This window comes from Pseudarthrobacter phenanthrenivorans (assembly GCF_036455295.1).
GTDB classification, from domain to species: domain Bacteria; phylum Actinomycetota; class Actinomycetes; order Actinomycetales; family Micrococcaceae; genus Arthrobacter; species Arthrobacter phenanthrenivorans_C.
This window is the reverse complement of sequence record NZ_JAYXNX010000001.1, coordinates 492,977-506,318: the sequence shown is the minus strand read 5'-3', so window position 1 is coordinate 506,318 and position 13,342 is coordinate 492,977. Positions and strand designations below refer to the sequence as shown.

The 13,342-nt window shown below is 63.8% G+C and carries 12 protein-coding genes, 1 tRNA gene and 1 pseudogene; 3 read left to right on the top strand and 11 right to left on the bottom strand.

The genetic code is table 11. The features are described 5' to 3' along the window. Nucleotides 1-31: 31 nt before the first annotated feature. Nucleotides 32-3,541 (bottom strand): DNA-directed RNA polymerase subunit beta, encoded by a 3,510-nt coding sequence (gene rpoB / locus VXJ37_RS02400; RefSeq protein WP_236799115.1) that lies wholly within the window; start codon nucleotides 3,539-3,541, stop codon nucleotides 32-34. Between the two features lie 305 nt (nucleotides 3,542-3,846). Continuing rightward, entirely contained in the window at nucleotides 3,847-4,356 is a 510-nt protein-coding gene (locus tag VXJ37_RS02395; RefSeq protein WP_331321456.1) for a hypothetical protein, read from the bottom strand. A gap of 216 nt (nucleotides 4,357-4,572) precedes the next feature. On the opposite strand from VXJ37_RS02395, the gene VXJ37_RS02390 reads away from it, so the two are divergent. Together VXJ37_RS02390 and VXJ37_RS02385 are read left to right on the top strand one after the other, a co-directional pair. Continuing rightward, nucleotides 4,573-5,772 carry an acetyl-CoA C-acetyltransferase gene (locus tag VXJ37_RS02390; protein WP_331321480.1) on the top strand — a complete coding sequence of 400 codons (1,200 nt, stop codon included), beginning with the start codon at nucleotides 4,573-4,575 and terminating at the stop codon, nucleotides 5,770-5,772. Continuing rightward, complete coding sequence (locus tag VXJ37_RS02385) at nucleotides 5,772-6,269, top strand: aminoacyl-tRNA deacylase (RefSeq protein WP_331321455.1); 498 nt, start codon at nucleotides 5,772-5,774, stop codon at nucleotides 6,267-6,269. Before VXJ37_RS02390 ends, VXJ37_RS02385 begins: the two co-directional genes overlap by 1 nt. Before the next feature lie 73 nt (nucleotides 6,270-6,342). Here VXJ37_RS02385 and rplL read toward each other — a convergent pair whose 3' ends face one another. The 9 genes and pseudogenes from rplL to VXJ37_RS02340 all read right to left on the bottom strand — a co-directional run bounded on the left by rplL (nucleotide 6,343) and on the right by VXJ37_RS02340 (nucleotide 11,834). After that, nucleotides 6,343-6,720, bottom strand: coding sequence for a 50S ribosomal protein L7/L12 (gene rplL, locus VXJ37_RS02380; protein WP_141942694.1), 378 nt, complete (start codon nucleotides 6,718-6,720; stop codon nucleotides 6,343-6,345). A 78-nt stretch (nucleotides 6,721-6,798) separates the two neighbouring features. Further along, on the bottom strand, nucleotides 6,799-7,380 hold the full coding sequence (rplJ, locus tag VXJ37_RS02375; protein ID WP_141942696.1) for a 50S ribosomal protein L10: 582 nt from the start codon (nucleotides 7,378-7,380) through the stop codon (nucleotides 6,799-6,801). A 296-nt stretch (nucleotides 7,381-7,676) separates the two neighbouring features. Then, complete coding sequence (locus VXJ37_RS02370; protein WP_331321454.1) at nucleotides 7,677-8,795, bottom strand: GNAT family N-acetyltransferase; 1,119 nt, start codon at nucleotides 8,793-8,795, stop codon at nucleotides 7,677-7,679. 7 nt (nucleotides 8,796-8,802) lie between these two features. Continuing rightward, nucleotides 8,803-8,916, bottom strand: a pseudogene (locus VXJ37_RS02365) (GNAT family N-acetyltransferase); the annotation flags it as partial. 105 nt (nucleotides 8,917-9,021) lie between these two features. Then, nucleotides 9,022-9,729, bottom strand: a complete 708-nt coding sequence (gene rplA, locus VXJ37_RS02360; RefSeq protein ID WP_043456064.1) for a 50S ribosomal protein L1 — start codon at nucleotides 9,727-9,729, stop codon at nucleotides 9,022-9,024. A 179-nt stretch (nucleotides 9,730-9,908) separates the two neighbouring features. Next, a complete protein-coding gene (rplK, locus tag VXJ37_RS02355) occupies nucleotides 9,909-10,340 on the bottom strand; it encodes a 50S ribosomal protein L11 (protein WP_018760472.1) in 432 nt (143 codons plus the stop codon). 128 nt (nucleotides 10,341-10,468) lie between these two features. Further along, the gene (gene nusG, locus VXJ37_RS02350) at nucleotides 10,469-11,281 is read right to left on the bottom strand and encodes a transcription termination/antitermination protein NusG (protein WP_141942700.1); all 813 of its coding nucleotides are present in this window, start codon (nucleotides 11,279-11,281) and stop codon (nucleotides 10,469-10,471) included. A gap of 113 nt (nucleotides 11,282-11,394) precedes the next feature. Then, nucleotides 11,395-11,679 (bottom strand): preprotein translocase subunit SecE, encoded by a 285-nt coding sequence (gene secE, locus VXJ37_RS02345; protein WP_141942702.1) that lies wholly within the window; start codon nucleotides 11,677-11,679, stop codon nucleotides 11,395-11,397. A gap of 82 nt (nucleotides 11,680-11,761) precedes the next feature. Continuing rightward, nucleotides 11,762-11,834: transfer RNA gene (locus VXJ37_RS02340), tRNA-Trp, on the bottom strand. A 277-nt stretch (nucleotides 11,835-12,111) separates the two neighbouring features. Here VXJ37_RS02340 and VXJ37_RS02335 point away from each other — a divergent pair. Next, nucleotides 12,112-13,329, top strand: a complete 1,218-nt coding sequence (locus VXJ37_RS02335) for a pyridoxal phosphate-dependent aminotransferase (RefSeq protein ID WP_331321453.1) — start codon at nucleotides 12,112-12,114, stop codon at nucleotides 13,327-13,329. Nucleotides 13,330-13,342 lie beyond the last annotated feature (13 nt).

The following is a 13,342-nucleotide window of genomic DNA, read 5'->3' as shown; positions in this document are numbered from 1 at the left end:
GGGTGCGCACCCGCCGTCGAACGCTTACCTTCTAGACCTCTTCTACGGAGCTGGGCTCTGCACGAGACAGATCGATGCCCAGTTCCTCCGCAGCCGTGAAGACTGCGTCATCAGAGTCACGCATTTCAATCGTGGTTCCGTCCGTGGAAAGAACTTCCACGTTCAGGCACAGCGACTGCATTTCCTTGATCAAGACCTTGAAGGATTCGGGAACGCCCGGCTCGGGGATGTTCTCGCCCTTGACGATGGCTTCGTAGACCTTCACACGACCGTGGATGTCGTCAGACTTGATCGTGAGGAGTTCCTGGAGCGTGTAAGCGGCGCCGTAAGCTTCGAGCGCCCACACTTCCATTTCACCGAAGCGCTGGCCACCGAACTGTGCCTTACCACCCAGCGGCTGCTGCGTGATCATGGAGTACGGACCGGTGGAGCGTGCGTGGATCTTGTCGTCCACCAGGTGGTGGAGCTTCAGGATGTACATGTAGCCGACCGAGATCGGATCCGGGAACGGCTCGCCGGAGCGGCCGTCAAACAGGCGGGTCTTGCCGGAAGAGTTGATCAGGCGGTCACCGTCGCGGGTCACGTTGGTGGAATCCAGCAGGCCCGTGATTTCCTCTTCGCGGGCGCCGTCGAACACCGGCGTTGCAACAGTGGTGGGACCACTCTCGCGCGGCAGGTTGGGCAGCTGCTTGACCCATTCGGGCTCGCCTTCGATCTTCCAACCGGTCTTGGCAACCCAGCCAAGGTGGGTTTCGAGCACCTGGCCCACGTTCATACGGCCCGGAACACCCAGCGGGTTCAGGACGATGTCAACGGGGGTGCCGTCGGCAAGGAAGGGCATGTCCTCGATCGGGAGGATCTTGGAGATAACACCCTTGTTGCCGTGGCGGCCGGCGAGCTTGTCGCCGTCGGTGATCTTGCGCTTGGCGGCCACGTAGACGCGGACCAGCTGGTTGACGCCCGGGGGGAGCTCGTCGTCGTTGTCGCGGTCGAAGACGCGCACGCCGATGACGGTTCCGGACTCGCCGTGGGGAACCTTCAGGGATGTGTCGCGGACTTCGCGGGACTTCTCGCCGAAGATGGCGCGCAGCAGGCGCTCTTCCGGGGTCAGTTCGGTTTCACCCTTCGGGGTGACCTTTCCGACCAGGATGTCCCCTGCTTCAACCTCGGCACCGATGTGGATGATGCCGCGCTCGTCCAGCCCTGCGAGGACTTCCTCGGACACGTTGGGGATGTCACGAGTGATTTCCTCGGCACCAAGCTTGGTGTCGCGGGCATCGATCTCGTGCTCCTCGATGTGGATGGAGGAAAGGACGTCCTCGGCAACAATGCGCTGCGAGAGGATGATGGCGTCCTCGAAGTTGTGGCCTTCCCATGACATGAATGCCACGAGCAGGTTCTTACCGAGTGCCAGTTCACCCTGGTCCGTTGCCGGGCCGTCGGCGATGATGCCGCCGACTTCCAGGCGCTGACCTTCGTTCACCAGGACGCGGTGGTTGTAGCAGTTGCCCTGGTTGGAGCGGGCGAACTTGTTGATGCGGTAGTTGGTCTCCGTGCCGTCGTCGTTGAGCATGATGACGAGCTCGGCGGAAACCTCGGTGACCACACCGGCCTTCTTGGCGATGACAACGTCACCGGCGTCGACGGCTGCGGCGCGCTCCATGCCGGTGCCCACGACAGGGGCCTCGGAGCGGACCAGCGGCACAGCCTGGCGCTGCATGTTGGCACCCATGAGTGCGCGGTTGGCGTCGTCGTGCTCCAGGAACGGGATCAGGGCCGTAGCCACAGACACCATCTGGCGCGGGGAAACGTCCATGAACTCGACGTCCTCGGCGGGCACGAGCACGGGCTCGCCTCCACCACCACGGGCACGTACCAGGACGGTGTCCTCGGCGAACTTGTTGTTCTCGTCCAGCGGCGCGTTGGCCTGGGCGATCAGCACTTCAGCCTCGTCGTCGGCCGTGAGGTACTGGACGTCGTCGGACACGACGCCGTCCTTGACAAGGCGGTACGGGGTCTCGATGAAGCCGAACGGGTTGATGCGTCCGTAGGATGCCAGCGAACCGATCAGGCCAATGTTCGGGCCTTCAGGAGTTTCGATGGGGCACATACGTCCGTAGTGGGACGGGTGCACGTCACGGACTTCCATGCCGGCGCGGTCACGGGACAGACCACCGGGGCCAAGGGCCGACAGGCGGCGCTTGTGGGTCAGGCCCGACAGCGGGTTGTTCTGGTCCATGAACTGCGACAGCTGGGAGGTTCCGAAGAACTCCTTGATGGCTGCGACCACGGGGCGGATGTTGATCAGGGTCTGCGGCGTGATGGCCTCGACGTCCTGGGTGGTCATACGCTCGCGGACAACGCGCTCCATACGGGACAGGCCGGTGCGGACCTGGTTCTCGATGAGCTCGCCGACGGCGCGGATGCGGCGGTTGCCGAAGTGGTCGATGTCGTCGATTTCGACGCGCAGGTCCACTTCCTGGCCATCGCGGGTGCCCTTGATGGTCTTCTCGCCGGCATGCAGCGCGACGAGGAACTTGATCATGGCGACGATGTCTTCAACGTGCAGGACAGAGGCTTCCTTGTCGCCAAGGGAGCGGTCGATGCCAAGCTTGCGGTTGATCTTGTAGCGGCCAACCTTGGCCAGATCGTAGCGCTTGGAGTTGAAGTACAGGTTGTCCAGCAGGGACTGGGCAGCCTCGACGGTGGGCGGCTCGCCCGGACGCAGCTTGCGGTAGATGTCCAGCAGGGCGTCTTCGCGGGTTTCGGTGGCGTCCTTCTCCAAGGTTGCCCGCATGGAGTCGTACTGGCCGAACTCTTCGAGGATCTGGCCTTCGGTCCAGCCCAGGGCCTTCAGCAGGACCGTGACGGACTGCTTGCGCTTGCGGTCGAGGCGGACACCGACCTGGTCGCGCTTGTCGATCTCGAGCTCGAACCATGCACCGCGGGACGGGATGATCTTCGCGGTGAAGATGTCCTTGTCGCTGGTCTTGTCGGCGGCGCGCTCGAAGTAGGCGCCCGGCGAACGGACCAGCTGGGAGACGACGACACGCTCGGTGCCGTTGACGACGAAGGTGCCCTTCTCGGTCATCAGGGGGAAGTCACCCATGAACACGGTCTGCTGCTTGATTTCGCCCGTGTTGTTGTTCATGAACTCGGCCTTGACGTACAGCGGAGCCGAGTAGGTGGCGTCCCGGTCCTTGCACTCAGCCATGGTGTACTTGGGGTCAGCGAACTCCGGATCGGAGAAGCTCAGGGACATGGTGCCCTGGAAGTCCTCGATCGGGGAGATCTCTTCGAAGATGTCCGACAGGCCGGACGTGGTGGCGACGCTGAGATCGTTTTCTTCGACAGCCTTTGCCACGCGTGCCTGCCAGCGCTCATTGCCGACCAGCCAGTCAAAGCTGTCCGTCTGCAGGGCAAGCAGATTCGGAACGTCAAGGGGTTCGTGAATCTTTGCGAATGAGAGCCGGCGAGTGGCACCATCAGTGCTGTCGGCAGTGTTAGCGGTTTCGTTATTAGAGGTGCTCGAGGCGACCAAGAGGGATCCTTCCACAGACCTTCAGGCGTTTTCAGATCTCCCCCGCTGTGCACCCTGCGAAGTGACTCCGCAGCGCTACCATCCGGTTCCGCTATATGACCCGGGGCCCGGAACTGGCTATGCTGTGACCGTGGTTACGGCACGTTGATTGCCAGCTGCCGGGCAAAGCCCACCGCTATATGAAGGCTGAAGGTAAACAGGGAAGACGCAAATATCTACGATACGGCAAAATAACCTACGTGTCTACCCCACAACCGGCTGGATTGCAAGCACGTGATTTTGGGCCGCCAGTGACCCGCCGCACCCTAGAGCCGAAGCGTCACGCCCGCCGCTGTGCAGGCGCCGGCATTCGCGAACACCGCATCCCGGACCGCGTCCTGGGAGGCCTGTGCCGGCTTGCCCCCGGCCTCCGCCCCGGTGGAGCGGTCCAGGGCCAACAGGCCCAGCGAAGTGAACAGCCCCCGCAGGTCCCCGGACACAGTGTCCTTGGCGTCCTGGGCCTTCCGGTAGACCTCCTCATAGCCGTTGGAGTCGGCAGGCGGGACGGCTCCGTAGTCGGCCACCAGCTTGTTGAAGAGTTCGCAGGCCTCTTTGGTTCCGGCGGCCGCCACGGCACCTTGGCTCCCGGCATCCTGGCTCACGGTGCCCCCGGCTGCAGGGCTGCTGCTTTCCGCCTTGGGGGCCGGGGCGGAAGGGGACATGGTGGGCCGCCCGGAGTCTGCGGGTGCCGGCGTGGACACCGAGCAGCCTGACACGGCGCCGCACGCCAGAACCGTCATGGCGGCGATGACCGCCGCTGTGCGTACCTTCTCCACGATTGCCGCTCCGTCCCGGCCCGGACCTGGTTGTCCCCCTGCAAAGCCTCGCCGTCCACCCTACGCAGGCAGCCGCCGTCGTGCACAACCGCGGCGATGGGGAGCCCCCCCCTGGCCATGGAATGCACATAGCGGTTCCAGCGTTTGAATAGTTGGGTGACCAGGCTCACGATAGCCTTGGTGGCTTACAACGGAACCGGACTGAAAGTGGGAACCATGGCCAACTCTCCAGACAGCAATGACGTTGTCATCGTCGGGGCCGCGCGGACTCCGCAGGGCCGGATCAACGGCCAACTTTCCAGCCTCACAGCAGTGGACCTGGGGGCCCATGCCATCAAGGCCGCATTGTCGGCCAGCGGTGTGGACGCCGCCGACGTCGAGGCCGTGATCGTGGGCCAGGTGCTCCAGGCGGGTGCGGGTCAGAATCCCGCACGGCAAAGCGCCATCGGCGCAGGCATCGGCTGGAACGTCCCTGCGGTGACAGTCAACAAGGTGTGCCTTTCCGGCCTGACGGCGGTGATTGACGCCGCCCGGATGATCCGCGCCGGGGAGGCTTCGGTGGTGGTGGCGGGCGGCCAGGAATCGATGAGCCGCGCACCGCACCTGCTCCCCGGATCCCGCCAAGGGTGGACCTATGGGTCCATCCAGGCGCTGGACGCGGCGGCCCATGACGGCCTGACCGATGCCTTCGACGGACAGTCCATGGGCCTGTCAACGGAGACCCGGAACCTCACCCTGGGTATCGACCGCGCGTCCCAGGACAACGTTGCGGCCCAGTCCCACCAGCGGGCTGCGCTGGCGGCAAAGAACGGAACATTCGACGGCGAGATCGCACCCATCAGCGTCAAGCAGCGGAAGGGTGAGCCCCTGGTGGTCGACACCGACGAGGGGGTCCGTCCCAACACGTCAGTTGAATCGCTGGCAGGCCTGCGTGCAGCGTTCGTCACCGACGGCACCATCACGGCTGGCAACTCCTCTCCCCTGTCCGACGGTGCTGCCGCCCTGGTCCTCGCGTCACGCGGTTATGCGGAAGAGCACGGCCTGGAATACCTGGCCGTGGTGGGCAAGCCGGGGCAGGTTGCGGGACCGGACAACACCCTCCATTCGCAGCCGTCCAACGCGATCATGAATGCCCTCGGCAAAGCAGGCTGGAGCACGGCGGACCTTGACTTCATCGAGATCAACGAGGCTTTCGGGTCCGTTGCCGTGCAGTCCCTCAAGGACCTCGACTACCCCCTGGAGAAGTGCAACATCCACGGCGGCGCCATCGCCCTGGGGCATCCCATTGGAGCCTCGGGGGCACGCCTGGCCGCGCATGCCGCCCATGAGCTCAGGCGGCGGGGAACCGGTAAGGCGGCAGTATCCCTCTGCGGCGGGGGCGGGCAGGGCGAGGCCCTCCTGCTGTACCGCGACTGATGGCGGACTCAGCCGGAAATGGCATCGGCGGCGCCGGTCGGGAACGGTTCCTGGCCGACGCCCAGGCCCGCGGCCTGAAGGTGGAAGTGGTGGAGCGGCCTGCTGCGCGAAGCCTTGACGAGGCAGCGGAGATCCTGGGCATCAGGCCGGCGGACATCGTCAAGTCCCTCGTGGTCAAACACAAGGACGGGACCTTCCTGTTCGCCCTGATCCCAGGCGACCGCCAGATTTCCTGGCCAAAGCTCCGTGCCCTGGTGGGCGTGAACAAGCTCTCCCTCCCGCCCGCCGGGACCGCCCTGGAAGCGACAGGCTATGAGCGCGGCACCATCACCCCGCTCGGCAGTACCACGGATTGGCCGGTCTACGCCGACGCCACCATCACAGGGCGCCGCATCTCCATGGGCGCTGGCGCCCACGGCTACAGCGCCTTTGTTGACGCCGATGCTCTGACCGCAGCCCTGGACGCCGTGGTGGCGGACATCAGCGAACCGGTCTGAAACCCCAAAGTCCCTTAAAAGCAGGAAACCCCGCCCACCGAAGTGGACGGGGTTTCCTGAGGAAAAGGCGTTGTTACTTGAGGGTAACGGTGGCGCCTGCAGCCTCGAGCTGCTCCTTGGCCTTCTCGGCAGCTTCCTTGTTGGCGCCTTCGAGAACAGCCTTGGGGGCGCTGTCAACCAGGTCCTTGGCTTCCTTGAGGCCGAGGGAGGTGATGGCCCGAACTTCCTTGATGACCGCGATCTTCTTGTCGCCGGCAGATTCGAGGATGACATCGAAGTCAGTCTTCTCTTCAGCCTCTTCAGCAGCGCCACCGGCAGCGGGGCCGGCAACAGCTACAGCAGCAGCGGTAACTTCGAAGGTCTCTTCGAAGAGCTTGACGAACTCGGAGAGCTCGATGATGGTCAGTTCCTTGAAAGCTTCAATGAGCTCTTCGTTGCTGAGCTTCGCCATGGTAGGCGTCCTTCCTGTTGTTGGTGTCCGAACGGCGCGTGGCCGTTCCGGCACCGGAGTCTGGTGGGGGTAAGAGAATTAGTTCTCTTCGGCAGCCGGAGCCTCGGCGGGTGCCTCGGCTTCAGCGGCGGGAGCTTCTTCAGCGGCAGGCGCTTCGGCAGCTGCCGGTGCACCGTTCTCTTCTTCAAGCTTGAGGCGCAGTGCGTCGATGATGCGGGCAGCTGCGGCGGCGGGCGCCTTGAGGACACCTGCAACCTTGGCGAGCTGCAGCTCACGGGACTCGAGGGCAGCCAGGGCTGCAACCTCGGTGGCGTCCAGCGCCTTGCCCTCGAAGTAACCGGTCTTGATGACCAGCTGCTTGTTGGCCTTGGCAAAATCCGTCAGGCTCTTGGCAGCGGCAACTGCGTCACCCTTGATGAACGCGATTGCAGTGGGGCCGGCAAGCTGGCCGTCGAATGCTTCGACGCCGGCTTCCTTGGCTGCAATGGCGGTCAGGGTGTTCTTGACGACCGCGAACTTGGTGTCCTGGCCGAGAGAAACACGCAGCTGCTTGAGCTGTGCAACGGTGAGCCCGCGGTATTCGGTCAGGACAGCGGCGTTCGATTCCTTGAAATCGTTAGTGATCTCAGCTACTGCTGAAACCTTGGTAGGCGTTGCCATAACCCTCCTTCCGGGGATAGTGCCGGTATTCGACGGTCCCCGCTCAAGAGAGCTAAAACTAAAAACGCCCCGCGCAGATGCACGGGGCTTGGCTCAACACGGCTTTACCGTGGAGCTTTGCTTCGTTCACCTGCGCCGGCCGCCCTGCGTTGAGGGTCCTTCGTCCGGAAAACCACTGGAATCCCCCGCGCATATCTGCAGAGTTGAGCCATGCTCAGGAGAGTGGATTTCCAACAACCGACGGTCTTTGGTACTCCCAGCTTACGCGAGGCGTTGCCGCTGCGCCAAATCGGGGCTCAGCTGGTGCTCGTGTGCAGTGTTGGGAGTTCCTTCTGCCAGATGCCCGTCACCCCGGCTGTCTGGAACCCAAGCTGCCTGTTGACGGTCAGGAGGTAACGGTTTTCAGGGGCGTTCCAGGTGTAGATGATGCGGGCGTCCGGGAACTGTTCGCTGAGCCGCACCATGTTCGCCACCTTGATCAGCAGCCCCAGCTTGTTGCCGCGGTGCTCCTGCAGCACCAGGGTGTCGTCCTGGAAGACTACATCGGCCCGGTGCGCCAGCACCGTGATCGTGGTCAGTCCCACCAGGGACCCTGTGGCAATGTGCTCGACGGCGGTGACCACCGTTCTCCTGCCCTGCGCAATGGCGACGTCCTCTGCCTCCCGCAGGATGCCGCCGTCGAACACCATGTCCTGCTCAACCGGCACATCCAGGGACGGATCCACGTCAGCCCCCGCCTGGTTCTCCAGGACGGCCACGGCTTCCAGCCACCGGTCGGGGCACCTGTCGGTCCAGTGGTGGAGCCGGTACCGGCCGTTGTTCGCTTCCTCCGCTTCGGCCTGGAGGTCGGCCACCAGCTTGGTGTCCAGCGGCAGGAGGCATGAACTGAACTGCTCAATGTGCTGAAGTGTGTATCCGGTCTTCTGTGCGAACTCCACCTCGCGGCTTTCCAGCGGCACAAACCCCTGTCCCGAGCCAGGAACCAGCTGGGCCTGTTCAAACTCGTGCAGCGAGGCGCCCGGATGGTTGGTGTCCACCAGGATCATGGTCCGGCCTTCGCCCCTGGCCAGCTGCTCGGCGGCCTCGAGCAAGCGCCGCCCCACTCCCTGCCGCTGGAACTCGGGCAGGATGTCCAGGGTCAGCTCAGCGAGGTCCAGGTGATCAGTGAGGGGCAACGCGATGTCGACAGTACCCACGATGGCGCCGTCCACCCTGGCGACCAGGATCAGCTGCCGCTCATACGGGTCCTCAAACTCCAGGAGCTTTTCCATGGGACCGTAAGCGAGGTCGTCACTCCCCCAGGTCTGCATCCGCACTTTCCGGCCCACCTCGACGGCAGCCAGGAAGTCCGCAGCGTCCGGGGTGTCCAGTGAGTCGGGAATCCAGAGCTGCTCGATCTTCACGTCTATTGCCATTCGGGCATCATCCCAGCTGTTTCTGCCGCTCACCTTCAAAGCCGGCGGGCCTGAATCCGAGTGCGGTATTTAGGGCCAGCATATGCTGGTTTCCGCTGGCATTCCATGTCAAAACCGAGCGCGGCGGCGCCTGTGGGACCAAAAGAAGACCGCCCCGGCGCGGTGGCGCAGGGACGGTCTTCGGGTGCTCCGGGAATCAATTCCGGGGCAGGGACTTCAGTGAGGACTACGCCTCGGTGAGCACCTTGGTGACGTTGGGGTCAACGGAGATGCCCGGGCCGAACGTGGTGGCAACGGTGGCCTTCTGGATGTAGCGGCCCTTGGCTGCGGACGGCTTGAGGCGAAGGACCTCTTCCAGTGCTGCTGCGTAGTTCTCGGCCAGCTTCACGGCGTCGAAGGAAACCTTGCCGATGATGAAGTGCAGGTTGGAGTGCTTGTCGACGCGGAAGTCGATCTTGCCACCCTTGATGTCGTTGACGGCCTTGGTGACGTCGGGGGTCACGGTGCCCGTCTTCGGGTTCGGCATCAGGTTACGCGGACCCAGGACCTTACCGAGGCGGCCAACCTTGCCCATGAGGTCAGGGGTGGCAACGGCGGCGTCGAAGTCGGTCCAGCCGCCGGCGATCTTTTCGATCAGGTCGTCGGAACCAACGAAGTCGGCGCCGGCTGCGATTGCAGCCTCAGCCTTGTCACCCGTGGCGAAGACCAGGACGCGGGCGGTCTTACCGGTGCCGTGGGGCAGGTTGACCGTGCCGCGGACCATCTGGTCAGCCTTGCGGGGGTCCACGCCGAGGCGGAAAGCAACCTCAACGGTGGCGTCGAACTTGGACGGGTTGGTGTCCTTGGCCAGCGTTACTGCCTCGAACGGTGCGTAGTGCTTGGTCGCATCGATCTTGGCGGCTGCTGCCTCATATGCTTTGCTGCGCTTTGCCATGCTGCTTATTTCTCCTTGTGCAGTTGTGGTCTGCGGACCGCGCTGGGCCCTGCCACAGTCGGTGATCCGGTTCGTTATCCGGGCCGGATGACCAACATTTCAATTATTTTGGTGCCGGTGTCCCGGCGGTGCCGCCCGTCGTCGTCAATTGCACTGACGCTGGACAGCGGTAAGGGCTATTAGCCCTCGACGGTGATGCCCATGGAGCGGGCGGTGCCGGCGATGATCTTCGCTGCGCCTTCGAGGCTGGTGGCGTTGAGGTCTTCCATCTTGGTGGAGGCGATCTCGTTGACCTGGGCCTGGGTCAGCTTGGCAACCTTGACGGTGTGCGGGGTGGATGAACCCTTGGCAACGCCTGCAGCCTTCTTGATGAGCTCTGCAGCCGGCGGGGTCTTGGTGATGAACGTGAAGGAACGGTCCTCGTAGACCGTGATTTCCACGGGGATGACGTTTCCGCGCTGGGCTTCCGTCGCAGCGTTGTACGCCTTGCAGAATTCCATGATGTTGACACCGTGCTGGCCAAGCGCAGGACCGATCGGCGGAGCCGGGTTGGCGGCACCTGCCTGGATCTGCAGCTTGATGAGGCCGGTGACCTTCTTCTTGGGAGCCAATGTAGGGTCCTTCTCTCAATAACGTCCTGGGGCACAGGAGCGTGCCTCAGGTTTTTGGCCGCCATGGCAAGGCGGCCGGCCGTTCCGGTGCAGCTAAGCGGGCGGCGCCGGAACGAATTCTAGGAATCTCAGATCTTGGTGACCTGGTTGAACGCCAGGGTGACAGGCGTTTCGCGCTCGAAGATGGAGACCAGCACCACGAGGGTCTGGGACTCGGGCTTGATCTCGGAGATCGTGGCGGGAAGGGTCTCGAACGGGCCTTCCTTGACGATGACGGACTCGCCCACCTCGAAGTCGACAGCCACGGGAACCTGGTTCTGCTTGTTGACCGGCTTGCCCTTCTCGGCCTGCTCCTCTTCGAAGACGGGGGCGAGCATGGAGAAGACCTCGTCCAGGCGCAGCGGGACCGGGTTGTGGGCATTGCCCACGAATCCGGTGACGCCGGGGGTGTGGCGGACGGCGCCCCAGGAGGCGTCGGTCAGGTCCATGCGGACCAGGACGTAGCCGGGGATGCGGACGCGGTTGATCACCTTGCGCTGGGCGTTCTTGATCTCCACGACTTCTTCCATGGGCACCTGGATTTCGAAGATGTAATCTTCCATGTCCAGGGTCTGGATGCGGGTCTCAAGGTTGGCCTTCACGCGGTTCTCGTAACCGGCGTAGGAGTGGATGACGTACCAGTCACCCTCCTGGCGGCGCAGTTTGGCCTTGAACTCCTCTGCGGGGTCCGCGGCTGCCGTGGCTGCCGCTGCGGCAAGGGCGTCGGTCTCTTCGCCATCGACATCCGCTGAGTCGGCTTCGGATGCCTCTGCATCGTCGGAGGCGGCGTCATCGGACTCGGGCGCGGAGGACTCAACCTCGGACTCTTCACCGGCTTCCGCCGTGACGTCCTGGGATTCTTCCAACCCAGTCTCGGTTACCTCGAGCTCCTGCTCAGACACTTGGTCTCCTGCTTCCTCATTGCCTAACATGCCTATTTAAATGGCTCAATTCCGCACACCGGCGCTTCCTTCCGGTTTCCCGGGGAAACACGCGGCCTGCGGACCGTCCAGCCCTAGTGGTCCGTGGGGCCGGTACCGCCGAAGACCCAGCCGACAGCGGTTCCGAAACCAATGTCCAGCAGGCTGACGATGACCATCATGATGGCCACGAACACCAGCACCACGAGCGTGTAGTTGATCAGTTCCTTGCGGGTGGGGGCAACAACCTTCTTCAGTTCGCCAATGATCTGGCGGACAAAGAGTGCAATGCGGGCGAAGAAGTTTGCCTTGGCTTCCTTCTTAGCTGGGCGGCCCTTGGAGCTGCTGGCAGCTGTTTCGGTCACCTGGTCCTCGCTCATCTTTGCAATGGTGGATTACCCGGCCCTGATCAGAACCATGGTTGCTGCGCCTGCCCCGGGCTTTCGCCCGGAGCAGCTTGCGCAGGGCAGACAGGACTCGAACCTGCAACCTGCGGTTTTGGAGACCGCTGCGCTACCAATTGCGCCACTACCCTATGGAGTGAAATCCACTCTTTGACGGCCCAACACCCAGCTTGAACTGGGGCGCACGCCATCATCCGTGTTTCAACACCGGTGAACCAGTCTACGCAAGAAGTCCGCGTAGGTAAAACCGGCCCGGCCGGCCCATCTGGAGTCCGGCCTGAAACCTGCTGCGCTGGGCAGTCATAAATCAAAACCGGCATCCCGGAGGGTCCGGTGAACAGCATAGAGTAGAACTCGTCGAATCCCACATTCCAGCCATCCCGGCTGCAAGCGAAGAACGGACCTGCCATGTCTGCCGCCCGCGTTTCCCAACGCATTTCCGCAATTGCCGAATCCGCAACCCTGGCCGTTGATGCCAAGGCCAAGGCGCTCAAGGCAGCTGGCCGGCCGGTTATTGGCTTTGGCGCGGGCGAACCCGACTTTCCCACGCCGGACTACATCGTCAAGGCCGCCATCGAGGCTGCAGGCCAGCCCAAGTACCACCGCTACTCCCCTGCGGGCGGGCTGCCTGAGCTGAAGAAGGCCATTGCCGAGAAAACCCTGCGCGATTCCGGCTACACCGTGGACCCGTCCCAGGTGCTGGTCACCAACGGCGGCAAGCAGGCGGTTTACAACACCTTCGCCACCCTTGTGGATCCGGGCGACGAAGTCATCGTGCCTGCTCCGTTCTGGACCACCTACCCGGAGGCCATCCGGCTGGCGGGCGGCGTCCCCGTGGAGGTCTTCGCCGGGCCCGAACAGGACTACCTGGTCACGGTGGAACAGCTCGAAGCAGCCGTCACCGACCGCACCAAGATCCTGCTGTTCGTCTCGCCGTCGAACCCCACCGGCGCTGTCTACTCCCCTGAACAGGTGGCGGAGATTGGCAAGTGGGCCGCGGCCAAGGGCCTGTGGGTGGTGACGGACGAAATCTACGAGCACCTGACCTACGACGGTGTCCCCTTCACCTCCATCGCAACGGCGGCCCCCGAGCTGGGCGACAAGGTGGTCATCCTCAACGGCGTAGCCAAGACCTACGCCATGACCGGCTGGCGCGTGGGCTGGATGATCGGCCCGGCCGACGTCATCAAGGCCGCCACCAACCTGCAGTCCCACGCCACCTCCAACGTGTCCAACATCATGCAGATCGCGGCCCTCGCGGCGGTCTCCGGCCCGCTGACCGCCGTCGACGAGATGAAGGTTGCGTTCGACCGCCGCCGCAAGGCCATCGTCGCGGGCCTGAACGCGATCGAGGGCGTGGAATGCCCGACGCCGAAGGGCGCCTTCTACGTGTACGCGGACGTGCGGGCGCTGCTGGGCAAGGAATTCCCGACTGCGTCCGGCACCGCCACCCCGCAAACCTCCGCTGAGCTGGCCTCGCTGATCCTCGACGAGGTTGAGGTGGCAGTGGTTCCCGGCGAGGCTTTCGGCCCCTCCGGCTACCTGCGCCTCTCCTACGCCCTGGGCGATGAGGACCTGGCCACCGGCGTCCAGCGCCTGCAGGATTTCCTGGGCAAGGCCCAGTAACGCCCCATCACAA

Coding starts and splice junctions, on each gene's coding strand:
- VXJ37_RS02390 (WP_331321480.1), top strand. CDS start 4,573: ATGGCCAACTCTCCAGACAGCAATGACGTTGTCATCGTCGGGGCCGCG.
- VXJ37_RS02385 (WP_331321455.1), top strand. CDS start 5,772: ATGGCGGACTCAGCCGGAAATGGCATCGGCGGCGCCGGTCGGGAACGG.
- rplL (WP_141942694.1), bottom strand. CDS start 6,720: ATGGCGAAGCTCAGCAACGAAGAGCTCATTGAAGCTTTCAAGGAACTG.
- rplJ (WP_141942696.1), bottom strand. CDS start 7,380: ATGGCAACGCCTACCAAGGTTTCAGCAGTAGCTGAGATCACTAACGAT.
- VXJ37_RS02370 (WP_331321454.1), bottom strand. CDS start 8,795: ATGGCAATAGACGTGAAGATCGAGCAGCTCTGGATTCCCGACTCACTG.
- rplA (WP_043456064.1), bottom strand. CDS start 9,729: ATGGCAAAGCGCAGCAAAGCATATGAGGCAGCAGCCGCCAAGATCGAT.
- secE (WP_141942702.1), bottom strand. CDS start 11,679: ATGAGCGAGGACCAGGTGACCGAAACAGCTGCCAGCAGCTCCAAGGGC.
- VXJ37_RS02335 (WP_331321453.1), top strand. CDS start 12,112: ATGTCTGCCGCCCGCGTTTCCCAACGCATTTCCGCAATTGCCGAATCC.